13 protein-coding genes, 1 tRNA gene and 1 rRNA gene (1 of these 15 running past the window's edge) are annotated in these 15,754 nt (G+C 55.5%); 9 read left to right on the plus strand and 6 right to left on the minus strand.

Annotated features, from left to right (window positions below):
- Positions 1-99 precede the first annotated feature (99 nt).
- The 4 genes from HRF49_04130 to HRF49_04145 are packed head-to-tail and all read left to right on the plus strand — an operon-like array spanning position 100 to position 2,808.
- Positions 100-354, plus strand: coding sequence for a hypothetical protein (locus HRF49_04130; protein MEP0813839.1), 255 nt, complete (start codon positions 100-102; stop codon positions 352-354).
- Positions 355-377: 23 nt separating this feature from the next.
- Positions 378-1,037 carry a class I SAM-dependent methyltransferase gene (locus HRF49_04135; protein MEP0813840.1) on the plus strand — a complete coding sequence of 220 codons (660 nt, stop codon included), beginning with the start codon at positions 378-380 and terminating at the stop codon, positions 1,035-1,037.
- Between the two features lie 41 nt (positions 1,038-1,078).
- Complete coding sequence (locus tag HRF49_04140) at positions 1,079-1,846, plus strand: ParA family protein (protein ID MEP0813841.1); 768 nt, start codon at positions 1,079-1,081, stop codon at positions 1,844-1,846.
- Complete coding sequence (locus HRF49_04145; GenBank protein MEP0813842.1) at positions 1,843-2,808, plus strand: ParB/RepB/Spo0J family partition protein; 966 nt, start codon at positions 1,843-1,845, stop codon at positions 2,806-2,808. Before HRF49_04140 ends, HRF49_04145 begins: the two co-directional genes overlap by 4 nt.
- Positions 2,809-2,817: 9 nt before the next feature.
- Here the strand turns inward: HRF49_04145 and HRF49_04150 are convergent, their stop codons facing one another.
- From HRF49_04150 to mutL, 3 genes are read right to left on the minus strand one after another with little or no spacing between them, the layout of a single operon-like run.
- On the minus strand, positions 2,818-3,516 hold the full coding sequence (locus tag HRF49_04150) for a redox-sensing transcriptional repressor Rex (GenBank protein ID MEP0813843.1): 699 nt from the start codon (positions 3,514-3,516) through the stop codon (positions 2,818-2,820).
- Between the two features lie 8 nt (positions 3,517-3,524).
- Positions 3,525-4,280, minus strand: coding sequence for a ubiquinone/menaquinone biosynthesis methyltransferase (locus HRF49_04155; protein MEP0813844.1), 756 nt, complete (start codon positions 4,278-4,280; stop codon positions 3,525-3,527).
- Positions 4,280-6,241, minus strand: coding sequence for a DNA mismatch repair endonuclease MutL (gene mutL, locus HRF49_04160; protein ID MEP0813845.1), 1,962 nt, complete (start codon positions 6,239-6,241; stop codon positions 4,280-4,282). The genes HRF49_04155 and mutL overlap by 1 nt, the downstream gene beginning before the upstream one ends.
- A 90-nt stretch (positions 6,242-6,331) precedes the next feature.
- Between mutL and HRF49_04165 the strand changes: the two genes are divergently transcribed.
- Complete coding sequence (locus HRF49_04165) at positions 6,332-6,880, plus strand: hypothetical protein (protein ID MEP0813846.1); 549 nt, start codon at positions 6,332-6,334, stop codon at positions 6,878-6,880.
- Between the two features lie 27 nt (positions 6,881-6,907).
- Positions 6,908-7,309 (plus strand): OsmC family protein, encoded by a 402-nt coding sequence (locus HRF49_04170; protein MEP0813847.1) that lies wholly within the window; start codon positions 6,908-6,910, stop codon positions 7,307-7,309.
- 57 nt (positions 7,310-7,366) lie between these two features.
- Here the strand turns inward: HRF49_04170 and HRF49_04175 are convergent.
- Positions 7,367-7,441 (minus strand) — tRNA-Pro (locus tag HRF49_04175).
- A gap of 389 nt (positions 7,442-7,830) precedes the next feature.
- Here HRF49_04175 and HRF49_04180 point away from each other — a divergent pair.
- Positions 7,831-9,039: a cyclic nucleotide-binding domain-containing protein gene (locus tag HRF49_04180; GenBank protein ID MEP0813848.1), complete on the plus strand. Its 1,209-nt coding sequence runs from the start codon at positions 7,831-7,833 to the stop codon at positions 9,037-9,039.
- On the opposite strand, the gene HRF49_04185 is transcribed toward HRF49_04180, so the two are convergent.
- Positions 9,036-9,782, minus strand: coding sequence for an SDR family oxidoreductase (locus tag HRF49_04185; protein MEP0813849.1), 747 nt, complete (start codon positions 9,780-9,782; stop codon positions 9,036-9,038). The genes HRF49_04180 and HRF49_04185 overlap by 4 nt on opposite strands.
- Positions 9,783-9,856: 74 nt before the next feature.
- On the opposite strand from HRF49_04185, the gene HRF49_04190 reads away from it, so the two are divergent.
- Both HRF49_04190 and HRF49_04195 read left to right on the plus strand, forming a co-directional pair.
- Positions 9,857-11,908, plus strand: coding sequence for a thioredoxin domain-containing protein (locus HRF49_04190; protein MEP0813850.1), 2,052 nt, complete (start codon positions 9,857-9,859; stop codon positions 11,906-11,908).
- 125 nt (positions 11,909-12,033) lie between these two features.
- Positions 12,034-12,711: a peroxiredoxin gene (locus tag HRF49_04195; GenBank protein ID MEP0813851.1), complete on the plus strand. Its 678-nt coding sequence runs from the start codon at positions 12,034-12,036 to the stop codon at positions 12,709-12,711.
- 365 nt (positions 12,712-13,076) lie between these two features.
- On the opposite strand, the gene HRF49_04200 is transcribed toward HRF49_04195, so the two are convergent.
- Positions 13,077-15,754, minus strand: a 23S ribosomal RNA gene (locus HRF49_04200) (it continues 276 nt past the right edge of the window).

Raw genomic sequence — 15,754 nt, forward strand, 5'->3', positions numbered from 1 at the left:
GGGACAACGTGTGTCCTAAGTTTCATCAAGAATCTTTTTAAATGACGGTGCATAGTTATTGTACAATTGCTGCTCCCGATATTCGCGGAGGATTGCTTCATGTCCAGGCTGGTAGATAAATACAGAAGCGACGGTACGCTTCTCAATATTACCGGAAACGGCGGCACGCATTACAACGGCGTGACCATCGTGGAATGCTACGACGATTTCATTGTTGTCGAGGGTGAGGCCGCAAGCGAGCGCAGCGGCGGCAACTGGCGCGGCGGCCGGGTAAATATCAACATTGTCTCGATCACGCGCCTCGAGCCGGTCGCGACCGAGCAACAGGTGCGCCTGAGGCTTAAAGGTCTGTAACCTTGGCTTGCTAAAATCGCGTCGTGGAAAAGCTCCCGATTTCAGGTTCTTCCCCCACAGACTATTCGGCCGTTCGGGACAGGCTCGATGAGCTCGGATGGCGGGGTAACTGGCCGCAAGGCGAGGTCAAATCTCTTGTGTGCGAATTGCTCCGGTATAACGATATGCTGGGTCTATCCAACATCACTCTTTCTTCTGAGATTTGCGCAAAGCACGTTTGGGAATCCGTGCTGCTCGGATTCATGGTCGGGGCGGAATTCGAAGGCGAGGCGGCCGACCTGGGCGCCGGCAACGGATTTCCAGGCCTCGTCGTGGCGGCAATGTGCCCGAAAGGCAGGTTCACTCTTTTCGAATCAAGCGATAATCGAGCCGCTTATCTTCAAAACTGCATTCTTGCTATGGAGCTTCAAAACGCATTTGTGGAAAACAGGCATTTGAAGCGCGTGCCGGACAACTTCCGCGGCGCATTTGACTTAGTATTTCACAGGGCGTTTGCACATCTGGAGCGCGCCGCCGGCCTCGCGTTGGAGCTCGGCTGCGCGGGACACGTTTTTGCAGGGTTTTTGCCGGAGGAGCCGAAACCGCAAGACTTCTCGGCATGCCGGTACACGCTTCAAAAGTCTATCGAATTCAAGGATTACAAAGGCAAAAACTCCTTTATTTATGCGGCAAAACCGTCATGAACAACACCATTCGGGCAATACTTCCGTGATATAATCCGGCCGTGCGCGTCATCGCCCTCGCAAACCAGAAAGGCGGAGTAGGCAAAACCACAACCGCCGTCAATCTCGCGGCCGGACTGGCCCAGCTTGGGCATGACACGATACTGATCGATTGCGATCCCCAGGCAAACGCCACCACCGGGGTAGGTTACTACGAAGCGGATATGACCGACCCGCTCCGCGAATCCAGTTACAAGCTGTTCACCGAAAAGGCTCGGTTGGAAGACGTCTCAGTGGATACACAATTTCCAAATCTCAAGCTTGTCCGTGCTACAAAACATCTTTCCGGCCTCGAAGTCGAATTGGTAGACGTTGATTCGCGCGAGCAAAGGTTGAAGATCAGCATCGATTCTTCGAAAATGCGGCCGGAATTTGCGATTTTGGACACGCCGCCGTCCCTCGGATTGATAACAATCAACTGTCTGGTCGCGGCAGACGAGGTGGTAATCCCTGTGCAGTGCGAGTTCCTGAGTCTCGCGGGAATTGCAAGACTCACCGAAACCGTCAAAACCATTCAATCCGGGCCGAATCCGATGCTGCGCGTTACCGGCGTAGTCGCCACCATGTTCGACGGCCGGACAAACCTGGCCAGGGAAGTTCTGGACGAGCTTGGCCATCATTTCCCAGGACTGCTTTTCAAAACGCCGATCCCGCGATCGGTTCGCCTGGCGGAAGCCCCAAGCTACGGTGTTCCCGTCGTGGAATACGCGCCGGACAATCCGGGAGCTCAGGCGTATATCGATCTATGCAAAGAGGTTCTTGCCAGATGACCGAAACCGGAAAGCCGGGAGGTGACTCGCTCCGCAAACGCAAGGCGCTTGGCCGCGGCCTGGAAGCTTTGCTTCCTTCCGCGCCATCCGCTCCTACAAGCACCGTGGAATCTCCGGCATCGGCCGCTCCGATCTCCGCAAATCGAGGCGAAGGATCCATTTCATATATCGACGTTGAAAAAATAAAACCGAATCCCCACCAGCCGCGGGCCAGGTTCGAAGAGGAATCACTCCTCAGGCTTGCACAGTCCATAAAAAGCCGCGGCCTTCTGCAACCGCTGCTTGTCACGCGCGATTCGGACGGATACACCCTTGTCGCGGGCGAGCGCAGGCTGCGCGCCGCAAAGCTTGCCGGGCTTTCGGAAGTGCCATGCATAGTTTCCGAAGTTCCGGAAGGCGACAGACTGACGCTTGCACTGATCGAAAACGTCCAGCGCGAAGATTTGAATCCGATGGACCTGGCGGAAGGACTCAAGGCGCTTAGGGATACGAACCTGACCCAGCAGGAAACCGCAGACAAGATAGGGCTTTCCAGATCCGCCGTCGCCAACACGCTGCGACTACTGGAGCTTCCCAGGCAGGTTCAGGATTTCGTGCGAAGCGGCGAGCTATCCTCCGGAGCCGCGCGCGCCCTCCTTGCGCTTCCTGAAGCAGCGGCGGTTGAGCTGGCGCAAAAAGCGGTGGATTACGAGCTATCCGTGCGCCAAGTGGAAAACGCCGTGCGAGCAATGCAAGCAACGGAAGCGGCGGGAAAAAAACTCCGTGAAACGGCATTCGGCGAAACAGGCGGCGCCTTCGAAAAGCGGATGCGTCCAATGCTGGACAGCCTTGAAAAAAGGCTTGGCACGAAAGTCACGCTGAAGCCATTGAAGGAAGGCGGGACCATCACCGTACGTTATTACTCGGATGACGATTTAAACCGGCTGTTGGATCTGTTCGGAGTTTCGGACAACCCCATTTAGGCCGGATATTTACTCAAGCTTTGACGGCCTGTATGCGCCCGGATGAGTGATGTAAAAGCTGATGACTTCCAAGTGAGTGGTCAAGTCCACGGGCACATAGACCACATCCGGCGGAATTTCCAGCGCGACCGGCGCGAAATTCAAAATTCCCTGTATTCCGTTGGCGACGAGAAGGTTCGCGATGAACTGCGCGGACGTCAACGGAACGGCGATTATTCCGATCGCTATTTCCTGGTGACTTTGAAGATACTCCTCAAGATTGAACACGCTCTGTATGTAAAACTCCTCCAGCTGCCTGCCGATCTTGTCCGGATCGCTGTCGAAAACCGCGCAAATTTCGAATCCCTTGTCCAGGAATCCCCGATAATGCACAAGCGCTCTCCCCAGGTTGCCGGCCCCAACCACGATGGTTTTGTGTTTTCTGTTAAGCCCGAGTATGTGCCTGATTTCGCGGCGGAGTATCGGAATTTCGTATCCAACGCCGCGGGTTCCAAATTCGCCGAAATAAGACAGATCCTTTCTGACCAGGAAGCTGTTTATTTTGGTTTCTTCGGACAACTCGGCGCTGGAAATGTTGCTGACGCCAAGCTCGTCCAGCTTTTCGACAACGCGCAAATATTGCGTAAGCCTGGTAATCGTGCTGTACGGAATCTGGTCAAGATCCACGTTCCGCTTGCGCTTTACCGGAGTAGTTTCTTTGGACGACATATTCCCCCTTACGCCTCCTTCTCCACTGTGCGCCTTTTTCGTGCGATATGAAGCGATACCGCTCCAGGGAAGAATCTCCGAACTTCAACCTCGCCGAAACCGGAGCCTATCAGCTCCGCGGCAAGCTCCCTTTCGCGCGGAAACCTCTTTAGCGACTTGATCAGCCACAGGTACTTTTTCGGATCGCCGGTGAAAAAGAACGAAAAGATGGGCATCACAATCCAAAAATAAAACGCGAACAGAGGAGAAAGCCATGGCGACACCGGCCTGCCGAGATCCAGCACTACGAACGCACCGTCCTGCCTCAGAACCCTGGCGACTTCGCGCTCGGCCTTTTGCCGCTCGGGAATGTTCCTTAGCCCGAACGCGACTGTGACAAGATCCACGCTCGAATCCGGAATCCCGGTTAAGTCTGTCGCGTCGCCGAAAACGAATCCCGGGCGGAATTCCGCACTGCTCTTGGCCACCCGCTTTCTTGCCACAGCAAGCATGGATTCCGAAAAATCCAGGCCTGTTACGTCCGCACCCGGGCACATTCTTTTTGCCAAAAACGCAAGATCGCCCGTTCCAGTGCAGATGTCAAGCATCCAGGCACCGGGTACAAGCTTGCCAGAAGCCGCGATCGCGCTGCGCTTCCAAGTTCTGTGAAGGCCGAAACTTATGAGGTCGTTGCCTAGATCGTAAACAGGCGCGAGTTTGGAAAACAACTCGTGAACCTGCGCCCGGATTTTCGAAGTGTCGAATGCGATGCTGCCAGATTCCATTACGTGCGGCGGAACATCCGCCCGATCTCCTTGACATCTAGCCGAATCACGGTCGGACGTCCGTGAGGACAGCTGAATGTGTCCTCGGCGTTCGTTAAACTTTTCACTAGCGAGGACATTTCTTCACTGCCAAGCGGATCGCCGGCCTTAACGGCCGCCTTGCAAGCAGCCGTCGCTGCGGCATGCTTGACCATTTCATTATAACTTCGCTCCACGCCGCCAACAAGCAATTCGTCCACAATAAGGCGAAAAATATCGGGGCTTATTCTGTCAGCCAGCAGAGCGGGAACCTCCCTCAACAAAAGCGTATCCTCGCCGAAGACCTCAGCGCCGAAACCCAGTCGGTTAAGCACCGTCAAATATCCTTCGGCGGCCTTTGCCTGGTCGGGCCTGATCGAAAGCAGCATCGGAAAAACGAGCGTCTGGCGGTCCACGCCCTCGGACCGGGCGGTCATCTGGCGGTAAATCCCCTCGAAAATAATGCGCTCGTGAGCCGAATGCTGGTCTATAAGGTAAACGGCATCTTCTCCCAGCAGCACTATATATGTATTTGCCACTTGACCTACAATAATTGCTTTTTTTATATCCAGTTCCATTTCCGCAAAAGAGGCGGCAGACCCCGTCGAGGCGATCGCAAAGCTACGCGATGGTACATCGCTTGTGTTTTCTTCAATTTCCGGTTCTTTCTCGGCCGAAAGAGTGTAAAGCGGCACCGCTCGCATGCGCGACCCCGCAGTTTCGAAATCGGGAAGTCGCGAATATTCGCCGTCCTTTTGAATCGACTTTCCGGCAGCAAAGTCGATAATCGCGCCTTCAACAAAATCCGCTGCCAACTCCACAGATTCGGGCACGTCAAGCGGCGAATGCTCGACCGGCGCCGGTATCTCGTCGAACCGGAAAATCTTTGCAAGCTTTGCTTTCCGGTCCGCAGCTCCTTCAGCAAGCGCGCGTTTTATTCCTGCAGTCATCAGCCCGTAAATCTGCTGGGTATTGCTGAAGTCCACTTCGTACTTGGACGGATGGATGTTTACGTCGATTTCCGAAGGAGGCACGTCTAATAAAAGCACGCATAGCCCGTGCTTGCCGGGACTCATATGCTCGCGGAAACCATCGTCAACGGCGCGAAAAAACAGCTTGTTGCGCACAGGCCGCCTGTTCACGAAAAAGTGCTGGCCGCTTCGGGTGCTCCTGTGAAATTGCGGCTTCGCGATGACGCCTTTGATACCGAGCGAGATAGCCTTGCCTTCGATTGTATCCTCTGCGCGAATTCCGGGCGTGTGGGCATAATTCACTTCAAGCACCTCGCGCGCCGCCTCCGCATCGAAGAGTTTCACAAGCACTTCTGCAATCGAGCCGTCGCCGCGCGTGGCAAAAACCTCGCGTCCTTCCGAAGCGAACCGCCACGCAACCTCCGGATATGCTAGAGCATATTCAAGCAACAGCTGCGTAATGAAATTCACCTCGGTGCTTTTCGCTTTTAGGAATTTCCGCCGGACGGGCGTGTTGAAAAAAAGGTCGGTCACTTCGACCGAAGTCCCGGGATTGTAGGCCAGTTTGCCCGAATCCACGGTTTCTCCCGCCTCCGCGTAAACAAATGAACCGGTGGAATCGTGTTGGCGCCTGGATGTCAATTTCAGCTTGGAAATGGCGGCAATGCTGTAAAGCGCCTCGCCGCGAAAGCCCAAGGTGTGCTTTCGCGTGAGGTCGGCTGCGCGCTCGATTTTGCTTGTGCAATGCTGGGATAATGCCGCCGGTATTTCGTCCTCGGCGATTCCGCTTCCATCGTCGGTTACAACTATTTTGCCTTTCCCTCCGTCCTCGATTTCGATTTCAATGCGACGCGCGCCCGCGTCCAGAGCGTTCTCCACAAGCTCTTTCACGACGCTCGCGGGACGTTCGACAACCTCGCCGGCGCATATTTTGTCTATTTCGCTTTGGGGCAGTTTGAGGATTTTTGCCACGGAAGAATGGTAACGGCGGCAGGCGCGTCCGTCAAGGCTGAAATCGCCCCCAATCAGGCAGTTGGGCTATAATTCAGTCGAGGTGTCAGGATGGATTGCCCGATTTGCTTCGCGCCGATGGAGTTTTACGAGTCGCTGTCCGATTGGACCGCTCGCGGAATCCGCGAGATCTGGTCGGACCACTACGAGTATCCAAACTTCAGCGCGATCCAGCTGATTCGCGAATTCGGCGGGCTTTGGCATTGCTCGGCGGATTTCGCTGTTATAAGCGCTGCCGATCCGAGCGTCAACAATTTCGATCGGCTACTTAGAAAATACACTGACCAAATAGAGCAGGCAAGGGAAAAGATCAAGGCGCTTATCAAGCAGAGCGACTCGACCAAGTCCGCGATTATGCGCATAGATTTTGCCAAAAATCCAAATCTCGAAATGGTGACCATCGAAGGCAAGCTGAAGGATCTTATCGAGATAAGCATAATAAACGCTGTCGAGTACAAGAACACGCGCAAGAAATACCTTCGCCGCGATCTGCTCAACCAGATGCTCGGAATCACCGATGACACGCCCCTGAAGCGCGGTGCCGTATACTTGCTGGAAAAGCGAGAGGACGGCACAAGCGAGGTGTCGAAGGTGATTTAGTCTTCAGTTCCAGTAAGGATACTGCATATGTCGAAGAAAATCGAAATATCACGCGTGGGCAAGCTCACTTTCAAGGCCGTCGTCCCGGGCCACACGTTTCTCGCGAGCGAACCGGAGCATGTCGGCGGACCGGACGCCGCGCCCACTCCGGGGCAATATCTCGTGGCTTCGATAGGCTTGTGCAAGAGCATGTACGCGGAGCTTTTTTGCGCGCGCCACGAGATTCCCATGGACGGATTCAGGATTAGCCTTGAGTACGACCAGGATCCGCGCACGACCCAGGTACAGAGCCTCTCCATCCACGTCAGGTATCCAACGATGCTTCCCGAAGGCCAGCGGGAGAAGTTCATCGCGTTTTTGGAAAAATGCGCCGTGCAGAAGGCGATAACCGAGGGATTCCCGATCACGCTGACCCACGGAATCGAATAGCGCGAAACGCGCTCCTACCGAAGCATAAAGGAATTAATCAATGGAAGGATGAACAAATCGGGCGGGGGAGATTTGAACTCCCGACCTCAGCGTCCCGAACGCTGCGCTCTAACCGGGCTGAGCCACCGCCCGACGGCGGGGCAGAAATTTTATCACACAGCCGCCCGCCACGCAAAATCGGTAACGGCTTCAAGCAATCACATTCCAACCGCCCGCGCCGGGAGTGAGATGCTCGCGCCGGTTTTCGCTCCGCCATTGAGAGGTTAAAAGTGCAAGCTGGTGTCAGCCCAAAAATGGCTCTTAACTGCCTGGCCAGCCCATCTCAATATGTTTGCAATCCAGCGGGATGGCAATTCGGCATTTTGGAGATAGTAATTTCGTTTGCCCTCATCGAGGAAAAACGTCAAGAAGCATAATAAGTCGGATAGGTGCAAACTAAACGGCGCTGAAACTTTCCGCTTGCCCCGCAGCCCGGCCGCGCGTATAATCTAACCCGCCGCCGCGAACCGTGAGGTGACGCATTGCAGAAGAAAATTGCCGAGCTAACGCCCCGGGAAATCGCCCGCGAGCTTTTGTCGTTCGATATCTTCGCGGACTTGACCGGCGAAGACCTGCGCGACCTCGTTTCAAAGGTTAAGGTGGTCGCCCCGCCGGACGGAGAGTACATCCTCCACGAAGGCCAGCCATCCACGAAAATCCATTTCATTTACCACGGGCGCGCGGACGTGTTCAAATCCATCGGTCCGAGGCGCCTCAAGATCGCATCCCTCGGCCGGGGCGAGTTCTTCGGCGAGATCGGCATAATCCTGCAGTGCCCAGCGACTGCGACCGTCCGCGCGAAAAGCGATTTGATCCTGTTCACCGTTGAAGGCGATGTGCTTTTGGACTTTATGGATCGCTACACGAGCATATTCTTTCGTCTCTTCCGGATAAGCTCGGAGCGCTTGTCCAACAACAACCTGTTCCAGATTCGGAACCTTGTCGAGGAGCTGGATTTTTATCTGAAAAGGTTCATGAATGTTCAGGACATCTGGCACTTTCTCCCAAGCGATCTGGTGGTGCGCGCCTTGCAAGGCGACATGTCCGAGGCGATGAAGGCGCGGCAGGAATTTTTGACGGTTCTGTTTCTGGACATCCGCCACTACACGATTTTCGCGGAATCGCACAATCCCGATGAAGTATTGGCCGAGCTGAACAAGCTGATGGGAAGGTTCGCGCGCGTGATAAACCGGCATCGCGGGCAAGTTGACAAGTTCCTTGGCGACGGGCTAATGGCGGTATTCAAGCGCGAGAGCGGCAAGCGGGCGAACGCCGCCAACGCGGTGCGCGCGTCGATCGACATAATGAAAGAGCTGCGCGAGCACAACAGGGAGCGCGCAAGGTGGCTGGAAGAGGAATTCTACGTGGGGATCGGCCTGGACAGCGGGATAGTGACATTCGGCAACGTGGGGGTGCAGAGCCAGGTAATGAACTCGACAGTGATAGGCGACACCGTTAACGTAGCGTCCAGGCTGGCTTCTTTCGAACGAAACAACCGTGTGATTCTTACCGAGGCGACGTGGAAGCTGGCCAAGCCGGAGCTGAAAGGCGTCAAGTTCACGCCGAAGGAGGAGGTGACCCTGGCGGGACGGCTGCGAACCGTAAACGTCGTGCGAATCGACACTTCCGCCACGTGGGAGGGAGAGTACAAGCGCGAGAGGGCCGCGGCGCTAAAGGAAGAGCAGGCCTAAAGCAGCGTGCCGCCGTCCACCGGAAGGACGGCGCCTGTAACGAACGACGACTCGGGCGAGAGCAGAAACCAGACCGCCGAAGCGATTTCATCCGGTCGGCCGAGCCTGCCGAGCGGGATTTTGGAAGCGGCGCGGGCGGCGGTATCGCTCCACCTTTCACCGGCGTACTCGATCACGGCTTCGGTTTCGGTATAGCCGGGGGCGACTGCGTTGACGCGTACTCCGTGCGGTGCGAGTTCGAGCGCGTACGAACGCGCCAGGTGGGAAACGCCCGCTTTCATCGCTGCGTAAGCGTGGGACGAGCTCGGTTTCAGTCCGCTTACGCTGGAAACCACGACCGCGCTGCCGCGCGCGGCCTTGAGAAAGGGCGCGGCGTGCTTCAATGTAAGGAACGAAGAGCGAAGATTGTCGCGGTACATCCGGTCCAGCTCGTCCGCCGGAGTCGATTCAAGCGAGCCGGAAGCGTATTTCCCCGCGTTGGCGACCAGATAATCCAAGCGGCCTTTATTGCCGCAGACAGCTGCGAAAAAGGATTCGACGGCGGCCTCGTCGTTAAGGTCGAGAGCGAATGTGCTCGCTTCGAATCCAAGTGCGAGGAGCCGCGTGCGGGCTTCTTCGGCCGCGTTTTCGGTACGCGCGGTAATCACGACGTCGGAATATTCCGCGGCAATCCGCCGCGCTATCGCGAATCCGATGCCGCGCGACGCTCCGGTGACAATTGCAAGCTTGCGATCCGTTGGCATAAGGAAAGTGTAGCAGTCACGTACGTAAATCGTACCCGGCGATATACGCGGAGCCGTCCGGGTATTAATGCTAAGTGACCGTAAATCTTACGCAAACAAATCCTGGACACTCCAGCAGGAAGAAGCTGGCCGCGTTCTCGCTGGCCGCGGCAATACTCGTTCTTGCGGGAATGTGGTACGCCGGAAGGCGGGGGATTATCGCGCTCGATTTCGGCGGGCGAAACAAAGGCGGTGCGAAAGTGTCGGTAGAAAACAAGGTATCGGGGCCTGGCGCGGGCTACTTGGAAGGTCTGGCGGCAAGTCCGGTGCGAAACAAGCGGGATCATGAAATCAATTGGATGGATTGGGGAGAAGAAGCGTTTGAGCGGGCGAAGCAAGAAGGCAAGCTGCTGCTGCTTGACTTGACCGCGCCGTGGTGTCACTGGTGCCATGTGATGGACGAGACCACCTATTCCACGCCGGAAGTGATCGACTTTATTAACAAGCACTTTGTTGCGATTAGGGTGGACGCGGACAGGCATCCGGAGGTTGAAAAAGCGTACATCAGCGGCGGATGGCCGACAACAGCGATACTTCTTCAAAGCGGCGAGACGTTGGCAAGCCTGACCTACGTTCCGCCGGATCGCATGATGGACTGGATGCAGCAGGTTTTGGAAGCCTACGAGGAACAAAAGGACGATATCGCCGGCAAGGTGGCGGCGCAGCGCGCGGGATTTCTGGCACAGGCGGAAACCGCGGCCGCTTCGGGCAATCTTCCGGATGCACACGCCGTATCGCTCCGCCTTACCGGCGCGATCCTCGACAGCTTCGACGAGCAGTACGGCGGATTCGGCGCAGAGGAAAACGGTTTCAAACCGAAGTTCCCACAGCCCGCGGTTGCGGAAACGTTGATGGCGATTTTGTCGGATAGAGAAGACAAGATTATCCGCGACACGCTTTCACTAACGTTGGAAAAGCAGCGCGGAATAATCGATCCGGTCTGGGGCGGATTTTTCCGGTACAGCGTGGACCGACAATGGAAAACGCCGCACTACGAGAAAATGCTGGGTGATCAGGCGAACTTGCTATTGAATTACTTGCATTACTGGCAGTTAACGGATGACGCGTGGGCAAAGGATGTATGTCTCGACATCGTACGGTATGTCGAAAACTGGCTTTCCGGACCGGAATGGGAGCTTTGGGCAAGCCAGGACGCCGATCTTGGCAGCCACGACGCAAGCGCGCTGTTTATGCCGGGCGAGGAGTACTTTCCGAAAGGAGACGCGGAGAGGCGTAAGTTGGGCATTCCGCATATAGACAAGGATGTGCTGGCCACCTGGTCGGCGAAAATGGCCGCGGCACTAATCGAATACGGGGCGGCGACAGAAAACTGGGACTACGTCATTAAAGGCGAGCGGACGCTGTCCGGCATAGCGGATAAAATGAAATCCGCGGATGGATGGATCAGGCACAGTCTGAAAAGAGATGACCAGGAAAAACCAACGCTTTCCGATCAGACGGCGTATGGGATTGCTGCTTTAAAGGCCCACGCATTCACGGGAAAACTCGAATGGCTGGATTCTGCGATCGAGATGGGGAATACTGTGATTTCGCTATTTGAAGACACACAATCCGGGGGATACTATTTCCAGCCGTTCGATCCGAAAGCGAAGGGCAATTTGCTGTTCCTCGGCAAACCGTTCGAGGAAAACTGCGAAGCCGCGCGGTTCCTTTCGGATCTAGCGCGCGTTACCGGAGATTCCAAATACGCGGAATCGGCAAAGCGGGCTCTGGAGTTTGCCAGCGCGGGATATGCGAAGTACGGCCACATGGCCGCGCCGTTCTATCTCGCTCTGCGCTCTTTAGAGGAAATCGATCCAAAGCTCGTGGTGGTTTTGGCTGACGGAAAGCAGCCCGACGAAAAGGAGCTTGTGGAGCTGGCACGATTTGGAACACGCGGAACAGTTGTTAGATTCCTGAACACCGACTCCGGCAAATCTGAAATAAAGCTGGGTGACCTTGTCTTTCCGGCGGCTGACGAGTCAAAGGTTTATCTTTGCGTGGGTACAACCTGCTTCAGCCCGGTTTCGCTTGGCGAAAAGGGGCTGGCCGGCAAATTAAATAAGTTGGCAGATAGGAAACGATAGTCTAGTCCGCATGCCGGTATCAGCAATTGCCGAAACCGGTTCCGAAGAATTTTTGGCTGGAACCGGATTCGAATAAATCTATGGCGGTGAGGTTGTTGAATCGCTTTTCTCAAAAAGTGCCCCGCATGGCATCGGTAAGCATCGTAGGCGGTTTCATACTGCTGTTGTTAATCGCGTTTTTCCTTATATCGCAAGATCTTGCGGCCGAAGACAAGCTTCCGTTTAATAAAGGAGACGCCGCGCCGTCGTTCGCGGTGAAGGATTCCGAAGGCAAAACATACAAAAGCGAGGAGCTGTACAAAACGGGGCCGGTGCTTTTAATCTTTTATCCCGGCGACGAGACTCCTGGATGCACCAAACAGCTATGTGCGGTGCGTGACGACTATGCAATGTTTGCAGAACACGGGATTCTTCCGTTCGGCGTGAACAACGCGGATGCCGAATCGCACAACCGGTTTATCGAGAAACAGGATTTTCAATTCCCGATTTTCGTGGATGAAGGATTCAAAGTCTCGAAAGCAATCGGCGCGTACAAGAACGGCGATCCGCATATCACGCGCACGGTCGTGCTGGTAGGCAAAGGCGGCAAAATCCTATTCTACGAGCGCGGAATGCCGGAGCATTCGGCGATCATGAATGCGTTTCATGAATCCATGGGCGGCGAATGTCCGGTCTGCGCCGCTGCGGCGGAAAGCGCGCAAGGCGCGGCTTCGACTGCCGGTTCCGGAAGCGCGAATGAAACAGGGTGCTCCTGCGGCGCGGGATGCGGATGCGGCGGCAATCCCTGCAAGTGCCACGGCTAGGCGGCATTTTGCGAAAAAAAAAGTTTCCATCTCCCGGCCCGCCGAAAGGCGGGCCGCGTTGCTATTGTTTCTTGTGATTCCGACTTTGATCGGTGCGATAAAGGACGAATAGTCCCGGATCAGGCTTCAGACATAATACCGAACTGTCCCTGAAAAACAAAAAACCCGGAGGAACCGAACGGTCTCCGGGCTTCTTTATGTTGATGATAAAGACCTTGCGGTCTTACCAACATAAGAACCATCCCGATGCGGCCACCCGCACCGAGGACATTTTACCCAAAACAGGGCGTTTCGCCGCAGGCGGCGAAAAAAAGCTGCGATGTGGAATCTGCAGTGCAGATTCGAATAAAAATGAAGCAGGCAGAGTGGTCAAGACCTCGGCCGATTAGTACGGTTCGGCTTTGACATTGCTGCCTTTATACCTACCGCCTATTACCTGGTTATCTTCCAGGGGCCTTACCTGGTTACCCAGTGGGAGATCTCATCTTAGGGGGGGCTTCGAACTTAGATGCTTTCAGCTCTTATCCCTGCCCAGCACAGCTACCCTGCGATGCCGCTGGAGCGACAACAGGTACACCGTCGGCTGGTCCACCCCGGTCTTCTCATACTAGGGGCAGCTCCCTTCAAATCTCCTACGCCCACAGTGGATAGAGACCGAACTGTCTCACGACGTTCTGAACCCAGCTCGCGTACCGCTTTAATGGGCGAACAGCCCAACCCTTGGGACCTTCTCCAGCCCCAGGATGCGACGAGCCGACATCGAGGTGCCGAGCGAGATCGTCGATGTGAACTCTTGGATCTCACTAGCCTGTTATCCCCGGGGTAACTTTTATCCGTTGAGCTTCGGCCCTACCATACGGAACCGTCGGATCACTAAGACCTGGTTTCCCATCTGCTCGACTTGTAGGTCTCACAGTTAAGCTCCCTTATGCCTTTACACTCTGCGCACGGTTTCCATTCGTGCTGAGGGAACCTTTGTGCGCCTCCGTTACATTTTAGGAGGCGACCGCCCCAGTCAAACTACCCACCAGGCCCTGTCCTGTAACCGGATAACGGCATACAGTTAGGTTTCCGATTTACCAAGAGTGGTATCTCAACGACGGCTCTGGCACGGCTGGCGCCGCACCTTCACAGCCTCCCACCTATCCTGCACAAGGCAAACCAAAAACCAAGGCCAAGTTGTAGTAAAGCTCCACGGGGTCTTTTCGTCCTACTGTGGGTATCCGGCATCTTCACCGGAATTGCAGCTTCGCCGAGTCCCCTGCTGAGACAGCGCCCAGATCGTTACGCGATTCGTGCGGGTCGGAACTTACCCGACAAGGAATTTCGCTACCTTAGGACCGTTATAGTTACGGCCGCCGTTCACTGGGGCTTCGGTCGGGTGCTTCACCTTGCGGCTAACACCCTTCCTTAACCTTCCAGCACCGGGCACGCGTCAGACCCTATACGTCAGCTTGCGCTTTTGCAGAGTCCTGTGTTTTTGGTAAACAGTCGCCTGGGCCATTTCACTGCGGCCGCTTCGAGCTCCGGGGGAAACCCCTTCACCCTACATGCGGCGCCCCTTATCCCGAAGTTACGGGGCTAAATTGCCGAGTTCCTTAGCAAGGGTTATCTCGCACGCCTTAGGATTCTCTCCTCGCTCACCTGTGTCGGATTGGGGTACGGTCACGCTCAGACCTCGTACGCGGGCTTTTCTCGCCCCTCGGGTTCAACCAGTTGGCTCCCGTAGGAGTTCCCCCGGTTCCCTTCAGACGACCGCTACGGGCCGTCCTATAGTCCCGGCCGGGCATTACCCATGTTCCCGTAGACCTACCCGAAGGTGTCCCCCGCGTAGTCACAGGACTGAACGTGGTGCAGGAATATTAACCTGCTGGCCATCGCCTACGCCTTTCGGCCTCGGCTTAGGGCCGACTAACCCTGGGAAGACGAGCTTGACCCAGGAAACCTTGAGCTTTTGGCGGATGGGATTCTCACCCATCTTATCGCTACTTGTGCCGGCATTCGCACTTCCGGAAGCCAGAACCCGTCCTTGCGGTCGGGCTTGTATCTCTTTCCGGAACGCTCCCCTACCCCTGGAAGCTAAAGCTTCCAAGTCAAAGCTTCGGTGCCGTGCTTAGCCCCGTTGAATTTTCGGCGCAGGATCTCTTGACCAGTGAGCTGTTACGCTATCTTTGAAGGATGGCTGCCTCTAAGCCAACCTCCTGGTTGTCCAAGAAACCCTACTTCCTTTCCCACTTAGCACGACTTAGGGACCTTAGCTGTTGATCTGGGCTGTTTCCCTTTCGACCACGGGGCTTATCCCTCGTAGTCTCACTCCCGCGGTACCACGTACGGTATTCGGAGTTTGATTGAGTTTGGTAATCGGTTAAGACCCCTAGCTCATTCAGTGCTCTACCCCCGTACGCTATTACGCGAGGCTTTCCTTAAAGAAATTTCGGGGAGAACCAGATATCTCCAGGTTCGCTAGGCTTTTCACCGCTACCCACAGGTCATCCAATAACTTTTAAACGTTAGAAGGTTCGGCCCTCCACGAGGTCTTACCCTCGCTTCAGCCTGCCCATGGGTAGCTCACCTGGTTTCGGGTCTACGACCAGCAACTGATCGCCCTGTTAAGACTCGCTTTCGCTGCGGCTCCGGGTATCACCCCTTAACCTTGCTGCTGACCGTAACTCGCCGGCTCATTAAACAAAAGGCACGCGGTCAGGCAACTTCCCGTCCGAAGACGGGCATAGCCCTCCCGCAGTTTGTAGGCATGCGGTTTCAGGTTCTATTTCACTCCCCTTCGGGGGTTCTTTTCACCTTTCCCTCACGGTACTTGTTCACTATCGGTCGCCAGAAAGTATTTAGCCTTGCGAGATGGACCTCGCGGATTCCCACAGGATTGCACGTGCCCCGTGGTACTCAGGTGCCACCCGGGAGTCGCTTCGATTTCGCCTACGGGGCCGTCACCCTCTATGGCACGGCTTTCCAGCCGTTTCGGCTATCAAAACGAATACTTGCTCCCTATGGATGGTCCTACAACCCCCAGGATCTCGCGACCCTG

The sequence above is a fragment of the bacterium genome (assembly GCA_039961635.1).
Taxonomy (GTDB): Bacteria; 4484-113; 4484-113; order JAGGVC01; family JAGGVC01; genus JABRWB01.

Coding starts and splice junctions, on each gene's coding strand:
- HRF49_04130 (MEP0813839.1), top strand. CDS start 100: ATGTCCAGGCTGGTAGATAAATACAGAAGCGACGGTACGCTTCTCAAT.
- HRF49_04145 (MEP0813842.1), top strand. CDS start 1,843: ATGACCGAAACCGGAAAGCCGGGAGGTGACTCGCTCCGCAAACGCAAG.
- HRF49_04150 (MEP0813843.1), bottom strand. CDS start 3,516: ATGTCGTCCAAAGAAACTACTCCGGTAAAGCGCAAGCGGAACGTGGAT.
- HRF49_04155 (MEP0813844.1), bottom strand. CDS start 4,280: ATGGAATCTGGCAGCATCGCATTCGACACTTCGAAAATCCGGGCGCAG.
- HRF49_04165 (MEP0813846.1), top strand. CDS start 6,332: ATGGATTGCCCGATTTGCTTCGCGCCGATGGAGTTTTACGAGTCGCTG.
- HRF49_04170 (MEP0813847.1), top strand. CDS start 6,908: ATGTCGAAGAAAATCGAAATATCACGCGTGGGCAAGCTCACTTTCAAG.
- HRF49_04185 (MEP0813849.1), bottom strand. CDS start 9,782: ATGCCAACGGATCGCAAGCTTGCAATTGTCACCGGAGCGTCGCGCGGC.
- HRF49_04195 (MEP0813851.1), top strand. CDS start 12,034: ATGGCATCGGTAAGCATCGTAGGCGGTTTCATACTGCTGTTGTTAATC.